This is a genomic window from Primorskyibacter flagellatus (genome assembly GCF_900176485.1).
In the GTDB taxonomy this organism is placed as follows: Bacteria; Pseudomonadota; Alphaproteobacteria; order Rhodobacterales; family Rhodobacteraceae; genus Primorskyibacter; species Primorskyibacter flagellatus.
Map to the genome: position 1 here is coordinate 253,426 of NZ_FWYD01000003.1, position 15,695 is coordinate 269,120.

The window sequence follows — 15,695 nt, forward strand, 5'->3', positions numbered from 1 at the left end:
GGCGGGCAGACGCTATGGCAGCAAGGTTTCCAGTGCCTTGCGAGCGGCATCGGGCAGGGGACTTGGCCGATTGTCCGCGCTGGTATGAACCTGGGTAAAGAAGCCCTCGGCGCAGGCTATGGTTTCATCGTTGCGAAACAACCCGACCTCATACCGGAAAGAGCTGTTGCCGATATGCGCCAGTCGCAGCCCGCAATGAATAAGGTCCGGAAACGCAGCCTCGGAATGATAGCGGCAGCCGTTTTCGACCACGACGAAGCGATAGGCATCCGGTCCCACGATCGGCAAGCCGTTGGCATTTTGCCACTGGCTGAGGGCGGTGTCGAAAAGCGCATAGTAAATTGCGTTGTTCAGATGGCCGTAGGCATCATTGTCATGCCAGCGCGTCGGCAGTTCGACGAAAGCGCGATATTCCGCGCGTTTGCCGGGGGCGATCCGTGCCATCAGCCATTCCTCAACATACGAAACGCGGTTGAGGCACCCCAACCGGCAAGGATTGCGATGGTCAGCGATAACAACCCGTAAGCCATAGGATTGCTGCGTGACAGACCGTAGAGCCAGCGTTCAAGGCCAACTTTCTGCACGTCGATCACCGTGTCGAACTGGTTGATCACGCGGCCCTCGCGGGTCAGGAAAATACGGGCCTCATAGGCACCTTCGGTCAGATTGGCGGGCATCTTGATCGAAGTCCGAAACAGTGTTTGCTGATCGACGGCGACTGTATTTTCCAACAGTTGATACAGTCCGTTTTCTTTACGGATGCGAATGATCGCGTCTGAAAATGCCTGCGCATTCATCACCGACATCGGCGCGCCCACTGACCGGATCGCCCGGGGAATCGAGACCCGGTATCGCAAATCCTCGGTCTGGGTGATGGCTTCCCGCCAGGGCGCGCTGGTGGCCACGGCGTAAAAGCTGGGGGCGGCATCAACGACCACCGACTCCGTATTTACCCAGATCCCGAACCGCCGTTCCTTACGGCGGACGGTCTCTTCCCTGGAAGGGCCGGCCAAGGATACGATGACCTGAAGCGGCGGACCTTCGGGAATTTTCGTTTCGCGTTTGATCGCGCCGAAGATCAGGATCTCGGATCCGTTGAAATCGGCGGTGATCGACACACGATCATGGCTGAGCCCCAGCACGACTTCTTCTTCGGCCCACGCGGGCAGGGCCATCAGGACAAGCAGGAACAGCCAGCGCATCATGCCCCCCCGATCCCGGCGATGGAGAACAGCTCATTGGGTTGCAGCACCAGTTCAAGCCCGAGTTTGGCGCAGACCAGCATGACCAGCAGGGCCAGCAGGATGCGCAACTGTTCAGCCTTCATCCGCAATCCGATAACCGTGCCGATCTGTGCGCCCACGACCCCGCCCAGAAGCAGCAGGACCGCCAGCGGCATATCGACGGTCTGGTTGGTGACGGCATGCAGCATCGTGGTGAAGGCGGTGACAAAGATGATCTGGAACAGCGACGTGCCGATCACCACCTTGGTGGGCATTCCCAGCAGGTAGATCATCGCCGGGACCATGATGAACCCGCCACCGACACCCATCACCGCAGCCAATACCCCGACCGCCAGCCCGACGAGGATCGGCGGGATCACCGAGATATACAGGCCCGAGGTCCGAAACCGCATTTTCAGCGGCAGGCCGTGAATCCAGTTGTGCTTGTGCCGCTTTGCCTTGCGGCCCTTGCGGGTGTTGCGAATGGCATTCAGGCTTTCGACAAACATCAGCGTGCCGATGATGCCCAGAAAGACAACGTAGCACAGCCGCACCAGCAGATCGACCTGGCCAAGGCTGCGCAGGTAATTGAACAGCATCACGCCAAGCGCCGCGCCCACAAGCCCGCCAATCAGCAGCACCACGCCCATTTGCAAATCAACGGTCTTGCGCCGGAGATGTGCCAAAAGCCCGGAAAAGGACGAGGCGACGATCTGGTTCGCCCCCGTGGCAACGGCCACTGCCGGCGAAATTCCCATGAAAAACAGCAGCGGGGTTATCAGGAACCCGCCCCCAACCCCGAACATCCCCGAAAGCACGCCGACAAGTGTCCCCGCCCCGAGAAGCAGGAACAAATTGACCGACACCTCGGCGATGGGGAGGAAAATCTGCATGGGATGACTTTGCGGCAGGGCAACAGGCGATGCAACATGCGAGCGCGCCTTAACCGCATATCAAACCGCCCCGCAGGATATTTCGCGGGGCGGATCTGTTCAGCGTTCTTTCACATAGGGCTCGCCACCCGCGCGTGGCGGGATCGCCTTGCCGACAAAGCCTGCAAGGATCACCACCGTCAGGATATAGGGCAGCGCGTCCATGAACTGCACGGGGATCACCAGCCCGCCGACCTCGATACTCTGGTATCGCAACGCAACGGCTTGCAGAAGTCCGAACAGCAGGCAGGAATACAGTGCGTACCACGGCCGCCATTTCGCAAAGATCAGCGCCGCCAACGCGATAAAGCCACGCCCGGCCGTCATGTCCTTGACAAAGCCCGCCTGCAAGCCCGTCGCCAGATAGGCACCCGCGATGCCGCAGAGCACACCGCAAATCGCGACCGCCGCAAAACGCAGCCCCACAACCGACACGCCTGCCGTATCCACCGCTGCCGGGTTCTCGCCCACCGCGCGTAACCGCAGCCCAAACCGGGTGCGAAACAGGATCCACCAGGTCAGCGGGACTGTCAGAAATCCGACATAGACAAGGATTGAATGCCCCGAAATCAGCTCGTAGTAGATCGGCCCGATCACCGGAAGGTCGCGTAGCGCCTCGGCGAAGGGCAGGGTGATGCCGTCAAACCGACCTCCGGCTATCAGCGAGGGCGTGCGCCCGCCTTGGCTGAACCAATCCTCGGCAATCAGGACGGTCATGCCCGCGGCAAGAAAGTTGATCGCCACGCCCGAAATCAGCTGATTGCCCCGGAAGGTAATCGAGGCCAGCCCGTGGATGCCCGACAGCACCAGCGACGCGCCGATGCCCGCCGATAGACCCAGCCAGACCGATCCGGTCAGCGAAGCGACGGCGGCAGAGAAAAAGGCCGCAGCCAGCATCTTGCCCTCAAGCCCGATGTCGAAAATGCCCGCGCGCTCGGAAAACAGCCCCGCCAGACAGGCCAGCAGCAATGGCGTTGCCAGCCGGACGGTCGAGTCGAGCACCTGAAGGACGGTCATCAGATCCATCAGCTTTTCCTCCGGCGCAAGGACAGGAATATCCGCTCAAGCGGCATGCGCACCATATTGTCCAGCGCGCCGGTGAACAGGATCACGAGCGCCTGAATGACGACGATCAATTCGCGCGGGATAGTGGTCCAAAGTGCCAGTTCCGCCCCACCCTGATAGAGAAACCCGAACAGGATTGCGGCCAGAAAGACACCAAGCGGGTGGTTGCGCCCCATCAGCGCCACGGCAATCCCGATAAAGCCCGCACCCTCGATGGAGTTGAGGATCAGGCGTTCCGCCTCTCCCTGTGTGGTGTTGACAGACATAAGCCCCGCCAGCCCGCCGGAAATCAGCATCGCGATGACAACGGTGCGTACCGGGCTGATGCCGGCATAGCGCGCAGCGGGTTCAGAATGGCCCAAGGCGCGGATCTCATAGCCTAGTCGCGTGCGCCAGATCAGCAACCAGACCAGCACACAGGCAATGACCGCCAGAAAGAAGGTCACATTTGCAGGCGCGCCGCGAAACATTGGCGCGGCTGCGGTCGAAAACATGTCCTGAAAGGTCGGCAGATGCGTGGCGTCGGGGAATTTTGCGGTGGCCGGGTCCATCGCGCCCACGGGCCGCAGCACATTGACCAGCACATAGTTCAGCAATGCTGCGGCGATGAAGTTGAACATGATCGTGGTGATCACGATATGGCTGCCGCGTTTGGCTTGCAGATAGGCCGGGATCAAGGCCCATGCAGCCCCGAACAGGGAGGCGCCCACGGCCGATCCCAGCAGCGCCAGCGACCAGTGCGGCCAAGGGATATAAAGGCAGACCAGCGCCACCCCAAGCCCGCCGATCATCGCCTGACCCTCGCCGCCGATGTTGAACATCCGCGCGTGAAAGGCCACGGCAACCGCCAGCCCGGTGAAGATGAAATTCGTGGCGTAATAGAGCGTATAGCCCCAGCCCGCTGACCGCATCAGCGCGCCCTCGACCATCAGTTTGAACGCGGCCACGGGGCTTTCGCCGATCCCGATGATGACCAGCGCCGACAGGAAGGCCGCCAGCAACAGCGAAATCAGGGGCACGAGGATCGCATCGGCCCAGCCTGGCATCCTATCCATGCGCGCCACCGTCCAGCCCGGCATCAAATGTCGTGCGTTCAGCCATTCTTTCTGGCCTCCCGAGCCTCTTTTTCGTGTAACTTTTCGTCCACCGCTTCGATCAACGATTTGCTTGGATCGACTGGTTCTGCGCTTGCGGCATCGGAGATCGTCCAGCCTTGCATGGCCTCTGTATCGGTGCCGCCCAGACCGGCCATAAGACAGCCCAGGCCGACTTGATTGGCGGTTTCCGCGGGGCCGTAGCCCATGATCTCGCCGTCGAACATCACAACGATGCGGTCCGACAAGGACAGGATTTCGTCCAGCTCGACCGAGACCAGAAGCACGGCCTTGCCCTGATCGCGCAGTGCCACGATCTGTTGGTGGATAAACTCGATCGCGCCAATGTCCACACCGCGCGTTGGCTGCCCGACCAGCAGCAGATCCGGGTCACGCTCGATCTCGCGGGCCACGACGATCTTTTGCTGGTTCCCGCCCGAGAAATTCTTGGCGGTCAGATGCGCGTTGGGGGGGCGGACATCGAATTTCTCGATCTTGCGCTCCGTATCCTCGATCATCGCGCGGTGGTTCATCAGCAGGCCGGATTGGTATTTCGGATCGCGGTGATAGCCGAAGGCCGCGTTTTCCCAGGCAAAGTAGTTCATGATAAGGCCTTCGCGCTGGCGGTCCTCTGGCACATGGGCGATACCCCGTGCGCGGCGCGACTGGCCGTCGGAATGCTTGCCTGTCAGGTCAAGCGGCTGGCCGTTCAGTGTGATCTGACCCGTCCCGTCAGCATAGCCGCCCAGCACTTCGAGCAGCTCTGACTGACCATTGCCCGACACGCCGGCAATGCCGACGATCTCTCCGGCATGGACGTCAAGGTCGATGCCTTTCAACCGGACAATGCCCTTGTCGTCTTTCACGCGCAGGTCGCGGACCTCCAGCACGTTCTTGCCGGGTGTGGCGGCTGTCTTGTCGACCCGCAGCAGCACCTTGCGGCCGACCATCAGCTCTGCCAGTTCGGCGGGATCGGTCTCGGCGGTTTTGACCGTGGCCGTCATCTCGCCGCGTCGCATGACGCTGACCGTGTCGGTGATCTCCATGATCTCGCGCAGTTTATGGGTGATCAGGATGATCGTCTTGCCCTCGCGGCGCAGGTTGTCGAGGATACGAAACAGGTGGTCGGCCTCGGCCGGGGTCAGCACGCCCGTGGGCTCGTCCAGAATGAGAATATCGGCCTGACGGTACAGGGATTTGAGGATTTCGACCCGCTGTTGATGCCCGACGCTCAGGTTCTGGATCAGCGCGTCCGGATCGACGTTCAACTCATATTCTGCGGCCAGTTGTTTCAGCACGCCGCGCGCTTTGGCAAGGCTGGGACGCAGCAAGGGGCCGTCCTCGGCACCCAGGATGACATTCTCAAGAACGCTGAAATTCTCGACCAGTTTGAAATGCTGGAAGACCATGCCGATGCCCGCCGAAATAGCGGCCTGGCTATCGGGGATCTCGGTCTTGCGACCGTGGATGAATACCTCGCCCGCATCGGCCTTGTAAAAGCCGTAGAGGATCGACATCAGCGTGGATTTGCCAGCGCCGTTTTCGCCGATGATGCCGTGGATGGTGCCCGGCATCACGCGGATCGCAATATCCTTGTTGGCCTGCACCGGACCAAAGGCTTTGGAGATGCCTTTAAGCTCGATCGCCGGCGCGGTGGAAGCGGCCTGATCCGGCCGCCCCCCTGTTGTCACGTCCACCACCGGGCTTACTCGACCGGGCAGGCGTTGTCCGACATGTAGTCGTGAACCATCAACTCGCCCGAGCCGATCTTGGCTGCGGCGTCGTCCACGGCAGCCTGCATATCGGCGCTGACCAGATCTGCGTTGAATTCATCCATCGCATATCCGACACCTTCATTGCCGACGCCCATGACGTAAATGCCGGTTTCGATGTCTGTGCCCGCTTCCATCGCGTCATAGACCGCGTTGTCGACACGTTTTGTCATGGATGTCAGGATCTTGCCGGGATGCATGTAATTCTGGTTGCTGTCGACGCCGATGGACAGGATGCCTTCGTCCGCCGCTGTCTGTAGCACACCAACGCCGGTGCCGCCTGCGGCCGCATAGATCACATCCGCGCCCTGGCTGATCTGCGATTTGGTCAGTTCGGACCCTTTGACCGGGTCGTTCCACGCCGCAGGGGTGGTGCCGGTCATGTTCTGGATAACCGTTGCCTCTGGCTTCACGGCTTTTACACCCTGCACATAGCCGCAGGCGAATTTGCGGATCAGCGGAATGTCCATGCCGCCGATAAAGCCGACAGTGTCCGATTCCGATGCCATCGCGGCCATCATGCCGACAAGGTAGCTGCCTTCATGTTCGTTGAACACGACAGAGCGCACGTTGGGCGCATCCACAACCATGTCGATGATCGCGAATTTGGTGTCGGGGTAGTCGGGCGCAACCTCGCCCAGCACGTTGCCAAAGGCAAAGCCGGTCATGATGATCGGATCATTGCCATTTTCGGCAAAGCGGCGCAGGGCTTGTTCACGCTGCGCTTCGGACTGAAGCTCGATTTCGCGGAAGGTTCCGCCGGTTTCGTCTGCCCAGCGTTTCGCGCCGCTAAAGGCTGCTTCGTTGAAGGATTTGTCGAATTTCCCGCCAAGGTCGAAGATCAGCGCGGGCTCTGCCGCGGCGGCACCGGCGCTGAGGGACAGCACGGCGGCTGTGGCAAGGAATTTGTGCATAAGGGTCATGGATCGCTCCCAGGTGTTGGTCATGCGGGGGCCACGCATGGCCGCACCGTCAATTCTCGGATCGTGTCCGATCAGCCGCAATTAAGGATGGGCAGGCCGACAGGGTCAACTCATTTTTCGCTTAGATGCCGTCACGTTGGCACCGTAGGTGAATTAATCCAAGGTAAGCGCCTTCGACATAACCAACGCATCGATGGCGGGGCCGTCCGCTTGGCGGTAATACCCGCCGCGCTTGCCGATCCCCTTGTAGCCAAGCGCAGCGTAGAAGGCGCGGGCCGGGGCGTTTGTTTCCGCCACTTCCAGAAAGCAGGTGACCGCACCGCGCGTGCGGGCTGTCGTCTCGAACCGGTTCATCAGTGTGCGGGCGATACCGTGGCGCTGGTGGTCGGGATTCACTGCAAGCGCCAACAGTTCAGCCTCGTCCAGCACGACGCGACCAAGGGCAAAACCCTGCGGATCAGTGACGCAAAGCGCATGCGCCGAGGCAATCATCTCGGCCAGGGCCAGTGCGGACCAGGGCGGCATATGTTGGTAGGCGCGGGCCTGAAGGGCGGCCATGTCGTCCGGCGACATCACCGCGATGGTCATGGCAGAATGACCGGCGGCGCATCGCGCGGCGGTGCGGCATCGGCGCTGCGGACATAAAGCGGCGCGGGCTGCGGCAATGTGCCGGGCGCTGCCAAGCGGTCCTGTGCGACGCGGGTCAAGGTTTCGGGCAGTGTGGTGATGGTCGCAACGGTGGCGGGCAAAGCAGCACCGGCAAGCGCATTGGCGATCTGTGTGGCCTGCGCGCCGATCACCTGACAACCCGAAGGAAGCAGCAGATCGGCTGGCGGGTTGCTGGGGTCAATCTGGCGGGGTGGTTCTGAGGCGCGCCCGCCTGTGAAGAGTTGAACATAGACCGACCCGCGCGGGGCGGGCAGGGAAACAAGCTGGTGCTCTGCCGGTTCGGCCTCGGCCGCGAGCAGTTCGAATGCCGAAATGCCAACTGCCGGGATGCCTAGTGCCAGCGCAAGGCCGCGTGCGGCAGAGACGGAAATGCGGATGCCGGTAAAATTGCCGGGCCCAATGCCAACCGCGAGGGCATCGAGGTCGCACCATCCCAAACCTTCTGCGGTCAGCATGTACTCCAGCAGCGGCATCAGCCGTTCGGCCTGTCCCCGGGTCATGCCTTCGGTTCGGCTGAGCAGGATATTGTCGCCGTGTCGCAACGCGGCCGCGCAATGCGCGACCGACGTGTCAAAGCCGAGGATCAGCGGGACGTTCATGATGTGCGTGCCGTTGGCGGTCAGACCGCGACGGGGCGCACTTCTGTGACTTCGGGGATATAATGGCGCAGGAGGTTCTCGATCCCCATCTTCAGCGTCAGCGTGGACGACGGGCAACCCGCGCAGGCACCTTGCATATGCAGGTAGACAACGCCGCGATCAAAGCCGTGGAAGGTGATGTCGCCACCATCCTGGGCCACGGCAGGCCGTACACGGCTGTCCAGCAACTCTTTGATCTGACCGACGATTTCGGAATCTTCGCCGCTGTGTTCGGCATGGCCGGAGGACGCCTGCACATCACCGGCCATCACCGGCTGACCGGATTGGAAATGTTCCATGATCGCACCCAGCAGGGCTGGTTTCACATGGTCCCATTCGGTGTCGTCACCCTTTGTCACGGTGATAAAATCGGTGCCGAAGAACACGCCTGTGACGCCGTTCACCGCAAAGATCCGCTGTGCCAGAGGCGAGGCAGAGGCACCATCCGCGTTCGGAAAATCAGCTGTTCCGACCTCAAGCACGGTCTGGCCGGGCAGAAATTTCAACGTTGCGGGGTTCGGAGTGGATTCGGTTTGAATGAACATGGGACATGCACCTTTTTATGGCTTGTCATGGATATGCGCCCGGCGTCGCCCGGAGTCAAGGTTTGGAACGATTCTAAACCTGTTCCCGCGTTTCTGAACGGGGATAGACTGCGCGGGTGGTGAAGCGAGGGGCCAGCCCCTCGCGCTCCCCGGAGTATTTTGGCCAATGAGAATGGGAAGGGAGATCAGGTGATCGCTTCGAGCCGTTCCTTGGACAAATCGCCCGGCACGATGGTGATTGGAATCGGCAGGGTGCCGGAGTTTCGGGTCAGTTGGGTGACGAGCGGACCGGGGCCCTTGTTTCCGCTGCCGGCCCCTAGCACCAGGACGCCGATTTCAGGATCTTCGCTGATCTGCGCCATGATTTCGGTGACGGGCTCGCCTTCGCGAATCACCAGTTCCGGGTCGACATTCTGCTTGTCGCGCATCCATTTCGCAAAAACCTCGAAATGCGCCTCGATGCGTTCGCGGGCCTCTTCACGCATGATGTCGCCAACGCCGATCCAGTGATTGAATTCATCCGGCGGGATCACCGACAGCACCGCGACGCCGCCGCCGGAATTGGAGGCGCGCATCGCGGCGAAACGCAGGGCATTCAGGCATTCGCGACTGTCATCAAGGACGACGAGGAACTTGCGCATTTGTGGACTCCTGTGGTGCCGATCATGGCGGTTTCTGGAGCCATGTGCAATTCTTCGATTGCGGTGTTTTAGGCGCTGGGTGGCGGTCTGTTGCAGGTTTGTGGTGGTCTATTCCTGGTTCAAAGCGGCCCAGTCCCAATACAATTCGCGGACACGTCGGGTGACGGGACCGACCTGATATTGACGCGCGTCGAAGGCGGTGACCGGCGTGATCTTGTTCATGTTGCCGGACAGGAAGATCTCGTCGGCGTCGTTGAAATCATCGAAGCTCAGCACGCATTCATGCACCTTCATGCCATCGGCGCGCATATTGGCAAGGTGGCGGGCGCGCGTGATTCCCGCAAGGAAGGTGCCATTGGCAACGGGAGTGAAAACCTCGCCGTCGCGGGTCATGAAAACGTTGGATGTGGCGGTTTCGGCGACATTGCCGATCGCGTCTGCGACCAGAGCGTTGTTGAAGCCCTTGGTGCGGGCTTCGGCCAGCATGCGCGCATTGTTGGGGTAGAGGCAGCCGGCCTTGGCGTCGACCACCGCATCTTCCAGCACCGGGCGTCGAAATCGCGTGCGGGTCAGGGTGACAGAGGCTGTTTCTGGAGCCATGGGGATGGCTTCAAGGCAGATCGCAAAGCCGGTCTTGTCCGGTGTGGGAACAATGGCCGTGGCGTCGCCGTCGATGCCCCAATACATCGGGCGGATATAGACGGCTTGATCCAGCGTGTAGGCGGCGAGCCCGTCGGCGATGATTTCGAGCATCTCATCGGTGGTCACGGTGGGTTGCAGCATCAGCGCCTTGGCCGAGCGGTTCACACGGGCACAATGGGCGCGCAGATCGGGGGTGCGGCCGTTCACCATGCGGGCACCGTCGAATACGCCCGAGCCAAGCCATGCACCGTGATCAGCGGCACGCATGATCATGGTGTCGCCGTCATGCCACTGCCCGTTGAAATAGGTGCGGATATCCGTGCCGGTTGCCATTTTGAATGCCCTTTGCTGTCTTGACCAGAACGTATGGTGTGCGTCGGCAGAGGTCCAGAGCGGATGCTCTTCGATCAGGCAGCGATCAAAGAGCATCCGGAGACAGGCAGCGGCGCGAGGGGGTGCGACCGCAGGTTGGGACATGCGCAAACTGTCACGGCGATGTGACGTTGGTATGACAGGCGAACAAGTGTGGCGGATGGGTCGAGGCCCCGGCTCGGGGGCCGGGGCGGGGTGCGTTTACCGCAATGTTTGGCGCTGGGCGGACGACAGTGCCGCAGGAGAGGCTGCGGGGCGCGTTAGCTACCGACCAGACCGACGATCTCGTAGGTCTGCTTGATGACAGGCGTTGCGATTTCCCGGGCGCGGGCGGCGCCCCGGCCAAGAATGGCGTCAATTTCGTCGGTGTGCTGCATCAGGTGTGCCATCTCCGTCGAGATCGGGGCCAGACGATCTACCGCGAGTTCGGATAGCTTCGGTTTGAAGGCCGAGAATTGTTGCCCGCCAAACTCGTGCAGCACGGCGTCCACCGTCGAATCCGACAGGGCTGCGTAGATGTTGACGAGGTTGCGCGCCTCTGGCCGCCCTTCCAGCCCCTTCGCGTCTGAGGGGAGCGCGTCGGGATCGGTCTTGGCCTTGCGGATCTTCGCCGCGATCGTGTCGGCATCGTCGGTCATGTTGATCCGGCTGGCATCGGACGGATCAGATTTCGACATTTTCTTGGACCCGTCGCGCAGAGACATGACGCGGGTCGCGGCACCCTCGATCACCGGTTCCGGCATCGGGAAGAAATCGGTGCCGTAGTCGTGGTTGAACTTGGCGGCGATGTCGCGGGTCAGCTCGACATGCTGTTTCTGGTCCTCGCCCACCGGCACATGCGTCGCGTGGTAGACCAGAATGTCGGCCGCCATCAGCGCCGGATAGGCATACAGCCCCAGACTGGCCTTTTCGGCATTCTTGCCGGCCTTGTCCTTGAACTGGGTCATGCGGTTCATCCAACCAAGTCGTGCGACGCAATTGAAGATCCAGGCCAGTTGGGCATGCTCGGGCACCTGGCTTTGGTTGAACAGGATGGATTTTTCCGGATCAATGCCGCTGGCGATAAAGCCCGCCGCCAGTTCGCGCGTGGCATTGCGCAGATCCGCAGGGTCTTGCCAGACGGTGATCGCGTGCAGGTCCACCATGCAGTAGATCGATTGAACACCACGCTCCTGCGCATCGGCAAAGCGCTTTAGCGCGCCAAGGTAATTGCCTAGGTGCAATTGCCCGGAAGGCTGGATGCCCGAAAACACACGCGGCGTGAAACCCGCATTGGCGGCGGGAGGAGTTTGGACCCCCTCGGTCATGGCAATTCTCCGTCTGGATTAATTTGTCCGGCTGGCTTACCCACGGGGCCAAGTCCCGTCAAGCAAAGGTCAAAGCGATGGCACATCCCGACGATACCAGCCCCCTGAACCCGTTGCCGCCTGTCGTGGCGGCGCTGGCCTTGGTCATCATCGGCATCGAGGTGGTCTTTTCGCTGGGTGCGCGCGGGTTGATCGGCGGCGCGGATGCAGTGGGGTGGCGGCTGGCCGCGATGCAGCGTTTCGCTTTCTCGGGCGAGGTGGTGGATTGGATGATCGGCACCGGGCAATATCCGGTGCAGCATCTGATCCGCTTTGTGACCTATCCGTTTGTGCATGCCTCCTTCACACATGGATTGTTCGCGGCCGTCATGCTGCTGGCGCTTGGCAAGATGGTGGGCGAGGTGATCGGCAGCGTTCGGACTTTGGTGATTTTCGTGGTGTCAGGGATTGGTGGCGCGCTGTGCTATGCGCTGTTCCTGAATGCAGGCACACCGCTGATCGGGGCGTTTCCACCGGTCTACGGCATGATCGGGGCCTTCACCTATCTGCTTTGGCTGCGGCTGGGCATGATGGGGGCAAGCCAGATCCGCGCCTTCAACCTGATCGGCGTGTTGCTTGGCATCCAGTTGATCTTTGGCCTGCTGTTCGGCGCAAGCAACGATTGGGTGGCGGATCTGGGCGGCTTTGTCACCGGGTTCGTGCTGATCGTGTTTCTGGTGCCGGGAGGCTGGGCACGCATCCTGAGCAAATTGCGCCAGCAGGACTGACCGACCTGAAAACTGACCGGGCCTAGAACATGTCGTCCGGGAACAGCGGCATCAGACGTGCGAAGCGCTTGTTGCGTTCATAAGGATAGGGCAGCAGGAAGCCGCGCCGGTCCTCGGGGGAAATCTTGGCGTTTTTTTCGGCATAGCTGCGCCAGTCTGCGGCGCAGGTCGTGTCGAGCCCGTGGCCATCGCCCAACCACTTATTGGCCAGCCGCTCCCGCGTGTGGCGCACGGCCTGCGGATCGCGGAACAGCACCGAGGCTTCGGTGTCCCAGCGCAGTGAGCGCCCGTTTAGGTTTGCCGAACCGACCATGCCCACCGCGTCGTCAATCAGTAACACCTTGGAATGCACATAGATCGGCCCGGCCCCGTTGATGCGCCCATCCGCGCCCTTGGGGGCTGTTTCCGTTTTGGCGGGAGACAACATCATCAGCCGGTCGCCAAACGCCTTGCGCAACTGATCCAGTGCCGAGATTTGCAGCGATTGGGCATGGCGGGCGTTCCAGCTTCTATCGCCGTCAAACAGGATGCGGTCCGGCTCTGTCGGCATGACAATGATCAATTGCAGGTCGTCACGGGCGCTCCCGGCAGATGCCAGTGCCTTGGCGATCGGGGCATGGCGGAAAAATTGCGTCTCGATATAAACGTAATCGCGCGCATCCTCGAAAAGCTGAACCAGCGTTTCTTCGTGTTCGGTCACATTGGGCAACGGACCCAGCACTGTCGGCCCCTGACAGGGCCGCGACAGGGTGCGCACCAGCCGGATATTGTCGCTGGAGGCCGGTTCCTTGGCCTCTTCGGGGGCTTCTTCGCCCAGAAGAACCGGCGCGCCGCAGGCCAGCGCCTCGTTCCAGGTGTCGGTAAAGTGCGCGCGCAGGATGGTGCAGAACGGTCCTGTGATGCGCATGCTGACGTCGTGCCAAGTCTCATCGGACGGAAGATCGTGCGATTTGTCATCCCACCGGCGTTCATTGACGTCCAGCCCGCCGATCACCGCGCGGGCGCTGTCGGCGACCGCGAATTTCTGGTGGATCGTGACAGGCCGCAAATGCGGTGTGGCGGCCAGGATTGCCTGCTCCACCGGGGTGAGGTCCTCGGCCGGGCGCTCGCGCCATTCGCGCAGCTTGGCAGCGATGCCGCGCCGCATCAAAAGGTGCCAAAGCTTGCCTGCCATCTGGCCATGTGGGGCACAGGTCAGATGCACATCGCCTTTCAGGCGCTTTTCCAGCAACCGGGCGGCCTGCCATGCCTGTTCATGCAGATCGTCGGTGAATATCGGGTCGAAATCCGACAGCACGATGCGCAGAGCGACCCCGTTGCTCGCTAGATGTTCGAGAATATCGCCCCAAGTGTTCAGGCCCAGCTTTTTGGCCTCGGGGCTGCGGGTGCGGGTTTCGGGATCGAAGATCCGAAACGACATGACATATTCCTGCTCTGCGGACAGGGCCAACCGCTCCAGCGCCGGAAATCCTTCGGCGGCGGTGATCAGCGGTGTGATTTCTGCCATGATGTCTCCTTATCTGCGGCGCCGCAGCGCGAGTTTGAATTCCGAAAGACGGAACGCACCAAGTGCCTGTCCGGTTGCAAAATAGCTGACGATGCCCACACAAATCAGCGCGATCAGGGCGATGTAGCGCAGGCCAGGCATGCCCAGAAACGGCCCGATGACCAGCATTGCTGCCCAAAGTATGACACCCATGACGACAGCGGCCAGACAAATCCGCCAGATCCGGCGGCGGAAACGCGCGTCGAACCGGGCGACATCGCCCATGCGCCGCCCGCCGCGCGCCAGCAGGAAGACGATGACCCAGCCCGCAACCGTCGTGGCAATCGCCGGAGCGATCCAACCGATGACTTGTGCAAGGCCGATTGCCAGCACTGCGTTCACGGCCATTGCCCAGACCGCGTAGCGAAAGGGCGAACGCGTATCTTCGCGTGCGAAGAACAGCGGTTGCAGCAGCTTTTGCAATACGAAAGCCGGCAGGCCCAGCCCGTAGATCGCCACGGCAATCGCCATGGCGGCGGCGTCGTCTGCACTTGTGGCTCCGCGTTGAAACAGCACCGAGACCAGCGGCAGGGGGATCACCACCAGTGCCACCGAGGCCGGGATGGTCAGCGCCATGCTGATCTCACCAGCGCGCGAGAACGCCTCGCGCGCGCCGGTGTCATCTTCGGCTTTCAGGCGGCGGGACAGGTCCGGCAGCAGCACGATACCCACCGCGATACCGACCACGCCCAACGGCAGTTGATACAGACGGTCAGCGGCATAAAGCCAGCCCACGGCCTTTTCGAAATGGCTTGCGACCTGCTGCCCGACCAGAAGGTTGATCTGCATCACACCACTGGCAAGCGCGGCGGGCACGGCTACCACGATGAGGCGCCGCATATCGGGTGTGAAACGGGGGCGGGCGACACGCAGGCGCACGCCCGCGCGCTCGGCCGCGATCCAGACCAGCACCAGTTGCGCCACACCGGCCAGCGGCACTGTCCAGATCAGCGCCATGACCACATCGCCGCCCATAAACGCGGCCCATCCCATTGCGGCGATAACGAAGATATTCAGCAAGACGGGCGCCGCAGCGGCGGCCGCAAAATGCCCGGTGGCGTTCAACGCGCCGGAAAACAGCGCCGCCAGCGAGATGAACAGGATATAGGGAAACACCACGCGTCCGAAGCCCACGGTCAGATCGAAGCGCTCGCTGCCCTCGAACCCGCCCGCTGTGGCCCAGACCAGCGCGGGCATGAAGATCATCGCCAGTGCGGTCAGCGCCAGCAGCACCAGAGCAAGGCCGTTCATCGCGTCGCGGGCAAAGCCCAACGGATCCTCGCCAGCCTCGTATTTTTTCGAAAACATCGGCACGAAAGCCGCGTTGAAGGCACCCTCGGCGAAGAAACGGCGGAACATGTTGGGCAGGCGGAAGGCGGCGACGAAGGCATCCATTACCGGGCCGGGGCCGATCAGGCCAAGGATCAGCACCTCGCGCACCACGCCCAGAATGCGGCTCATCAAGGTCCAGAAGCCAACGGTCAGGACACCGGACATCAGGCGGATGGGTTTCATGTTTGCGGTGCCTTTTTGCGTCCGGTCAGCTTGGCGGTGGCTTA

16 protein-coding genes are annotated in these 15,695 nt (G+C 61.6%); 1 reads left to right on the forward strand and 15 read right to left on the reverse strand.

Annotated features, from left to right (window positions below; translation table 11 throughout):
- Positions 1 to 12 precede the first annotated feature (12 nt).
- The 13 genes from B8991_RS06670 to trpS all read right to left on the reverse strand — a co-directional run bounded on the left by B8991_RS06670 (position 13) and on the right by trpS (position 11,823).
- A complete protein-coding gene (locus B8991_RS06670; protein WP_084351664.1) occupies positions 13 to 444 on the reverse strand; it encodes an acyl-CoA thioesterase in 432 nt (143 codons plus the stop codon).
- Positions 444 to 1,205 (reverse strand): TIGR02186 family protein, encoded by a 762-nt coding sequence (locus B8991_RS06675; RefSeq protein ID WP_143514506.1) that lies wholly within the window; start codon positions 1,203 to 1,205, stop codon positions 444 to 446. Before B8991_RS06675 ends, B8991_RS06670 begins: the two co-directional genes overlap by 1 nt.
- Positions 1,202 to 2,116 (reverse strand): sulfite exporter TauE/SafE family protein, encoded by a 915-nt coding sequence (locus B8991_RS06680; RefSeq protein ID WP_084351666.1) that lies wholly within the window; start codon positions 2,114 to 2,116, stop codon positions 1,202 to 1,204. Before B8991_RS06680 ends, B8991_RS06675 begins: the two co-directional genes overlap by 4 nt.
- Before the next feature lie 99 nt (positions 2,117 to 2,215).
- Complete coding sequence (locus B8991_RS06685) at positions 2,216 to 3,181, reverse strand: ABC transporter permease (RefSeq protein ID WP_084351668.1); 966 nt, start codon at positions 3,179 to 3,181, stop codon at positions 2,216 to 2,218.
- Positions 3,181 to 4,275, reverse strand: coding sequence for an ABC transporter permease (locus tag B8991_RS06690; RefSeq protein WP_084352206.1), 1,095 nt, complete (start codon positions 4,273 to 4,275; stop codon positions 3,181 to 3,183). The genes B8991_RS06685 and B8991_RS06690 overlap by 1 nt, the downstream gene beginning before the upstream one ends.
- Positions 4,276 to 4,313: 38 nt before the next feature.
- The gene (locus tag B8991_RS06695; protein ID WP_235866564.1) at positions 4,314 to 6,011 is read right to left on the reverse strand and encodes an ABC transporter ATP-binding protein; all 1,698 of its coding nucleotides are present in this window, start codon (positions 6,009 to 6,011) and stop codon (positions 4,314 to 4,316) included.
- 8 nt (positions 6,012 to 6,019) lie between these two features.
- Positions 6,020 to 7,009 carry a BMP family lipoprotein gene (locus B8991_RS06700; protein WP_084352209.1) on the reverse strand — a complete coding sequence of 330 codons (990 nt, stop codon included), beginning with the start codon at positions 7,007 to 7,009 and terminating at the stop codon, positions 6,020 to 6,022.
- 153 nt (positions 7,010 to 7,162) lie between these two features.
- Complete coding sequence (locus B8991_RS06705) at positions 7,163 to 7,597, reverse strand: GNAT family N-acetyltransferase (protein ID WP_235866565.1); 435 nt, start codon at positions 7,595 to 7,597, stop codon at positions 7,163 to 7,165.
- The gene (tsaB, locus tag B8991_RS06710; RefSeq protein ID WP_143514519.1) at positions 7,594 to 8,280 is read right to left on the reverse strand and encodes a tRNA (adenosine(37)-N6)-threonylcarbamoyltransferase complex dimerization subunit type 1 TsaB; all 687 of its coding nucleotides are present in this window, start codon (positions 8,278 to 8,280) and stop codon (positions 7,594 to 7,596) included. Before tsaB ends, B8991_RS06705 begins: the two co-directional genes overlap by 4 nt.
- 17 nt (positions 8,281 to 8,297) lie before the next feature.
- Positions 8,298 to 8,861, reverse strand: coding sequence for a NifU family protein (locus tag B8991_RS06715; RefSeq protein WP_084351674.1), 564 nt, complete (start codon positions 8,859 to 8,861; stop codon positions 8,298 to 8,300).
- Between the two features lie 185 nt (positions 8,862 to 9,046).
- Entirely contained in the window at positions 9,047 to 9,502 is a 456-nt protein-coding gene (locus B8991_RS06720) for a universal stress protein (protein WP_084351676.1), read from the reverse strand.
- A 108-nt stretch (positions 9,503 to 9,610) separates the two neighbouring features.
- Positions 9,611 to 10,477 carry a branched-chain amino acid aminotransferase gene (locus tag B8991_RS06725; RefSeq protein ID WP_084351678.1) on the reverse strand — a complete coding sequence of 289 codons (867 nt, stop codon included), beginning with the start codon at positions 10,475 to 10,477 and terminating at the stop codon, positions 9,611 to 9,613.
- Between the two features lie 299 nt (positions 10,478 to 10,776).
- Complete coding sequence (gene trpS / locus B8991_RS06730; protein WP_084351680.1) at positions 10,777 to 11,823, reverse strand: tryptophan--tRNA ligase; 1,047 nt, start codon at positions 11,821 to 11,823, stop codon at positions 10,777 to 10,779.
- 77 nt (positions 11,824 to 11,900) lie between these two features.
- On the opposite strand from trpS, the gene B8991_RS06735 reads away from it, so the two are divergent.
- Positions 11,901 to 12,590: a rhomboid family intramembrane serine protease gene (locus tag B8991_RS06735; protein WP_084351682.1), complete on the forward strand. Its 690-nt coding sequence runs from the start codon at positions 11,901 to 11,903 to the stop codon at positions 12,588 to 12,590.
- A gap of 22 nt (positions 12,591 to 12,612) precedes the next feature.
- Here B8991_RS06735 and B8991_RS06740 read toward each other — a convergent pair whose 3' ends face one another.
- Entirely contained in the window at positions 12,613 to 14,097 is a 1,485-nt protein-coding gene (locus B8991_RS06740; protein ID WP_084351685.1) for a phospholipase D family protein, read from the reverse strand.
- Between the two features lie 9 nt (positions 14,098 to 14,106).
- Entirely contained in the window at positions 14,107 to 15,651 is a 1,545-nt protein-coding gene (murJ, locus tag B8991_RS06745) for a murein biosynthesis integral membrane protein MurJ (protein ID WP_084351687.1), read from the reverse strand.
- Positions 15,652 to 15,695 lie beyond the last annotated feature (44 nt).

Excerpts from the sequence above, each read along its gene's own strand:
- B8991_RS06670 (WP_084351664.1), bottom strand. The coding sequence starts at position 444 with ATGGCACGGATCGCCCCCGGCAAACGCGCGGAATATCGCGCTTTCGTC.
- B8991_RS06675 (WP_143514506.1), bottom strand. The coding sequence starts at position 1,205 with ATGATGCGCTGGCTGTTCCTGCTTGTCCTGATGGCCCTGCCCGCGTGG.
- B8991_RS06680 (WP_084351666.1), bottom strand. The coding sequence starts at position 2,116 with ATGCAGATTTTCCTCCCCATCGCCGAGGTGTCGGTCAATTTGTTCCTG.
- B8991_RS06685 (WP_084351668.1), bottom strand. The coding sequence starts at position 3,181 with ATGGATCTGATGACCGTCCTTCAGGTGCTCGACTCGACCGTCCGGCTG.
- B8991_RS06690 (WP_084352206.1), bottom strand. The coding sequence starts at position 4,275 with ATGGATAGGATGCCAGGCTGGGCCGATGCGATCCTCGTGCCCCTGATT.
- B8991_RS06700 (WP_084352209.1), bottom strand. The coding sequence starts at position 7,009 with ATGACCCTTATGCACAAATTCCTTGCCACAGCCGCCGTGCTGTCCCTC.
- B8991_RS06705 (WP_235866565.1), bottom strand. The coding sequence starts at position 7,597 with ATGACCATCGCGGTGATGTCGCCGGACGACATGGCCGCCCTTCAGGCC.
- B8991_RS06715 (WP_084351674.1), bottom strand. The coding sequence starts at position 8,861 with ATGTTCATTCAAACCGAATCCACTCCGAACCCCGCAACGTTGAAATTT.
- B8991_RS06720 (WP_084351676.1), bottom strand. The coding sequence starts at position 9,502 with ATGCGCAAGTTCCTCGTCGTCCTTGATGACAGTCGCGAATGCCTGAAT.
- B8991_RS06725 (WP_084351678.1), bottom strand. The coding sequence starts at position 10,477 with ATGGCAACCGGCACGGATATCCGCACCTATTTCAACGGGCAGTGGCAT.
- trpS (WP_084351680.1), bottom strand. The coding sequence starts at position 11,823 with ATGACCGAGGGGGTCCAAACTCCTCCCGCCGCCAATGCGGGTTTCACG.
- B8991_RS06735 (WP_084351682.1), top strand. The coding sequence starts at position 11,901 with ATGGCACATCCCGACGATACCAGCCCCCTGAACCCGTTGCCGCCTGTC.
- B8991_RS06740 (WP_084351685.1), bottom strand. The coding sequence starts at position 14,097 with ATGGCAGAAATCACACCGCTGATCACCGCCGCCGAAGGATTTCCGGCG.
- murJ (WP_084351687.1), bottom strand. The coding sequence starts at position 15,651 with ATGAAACCCATCCGCCTGATGTCCGGTGTCCTGACCGTTGGCTTCTGG.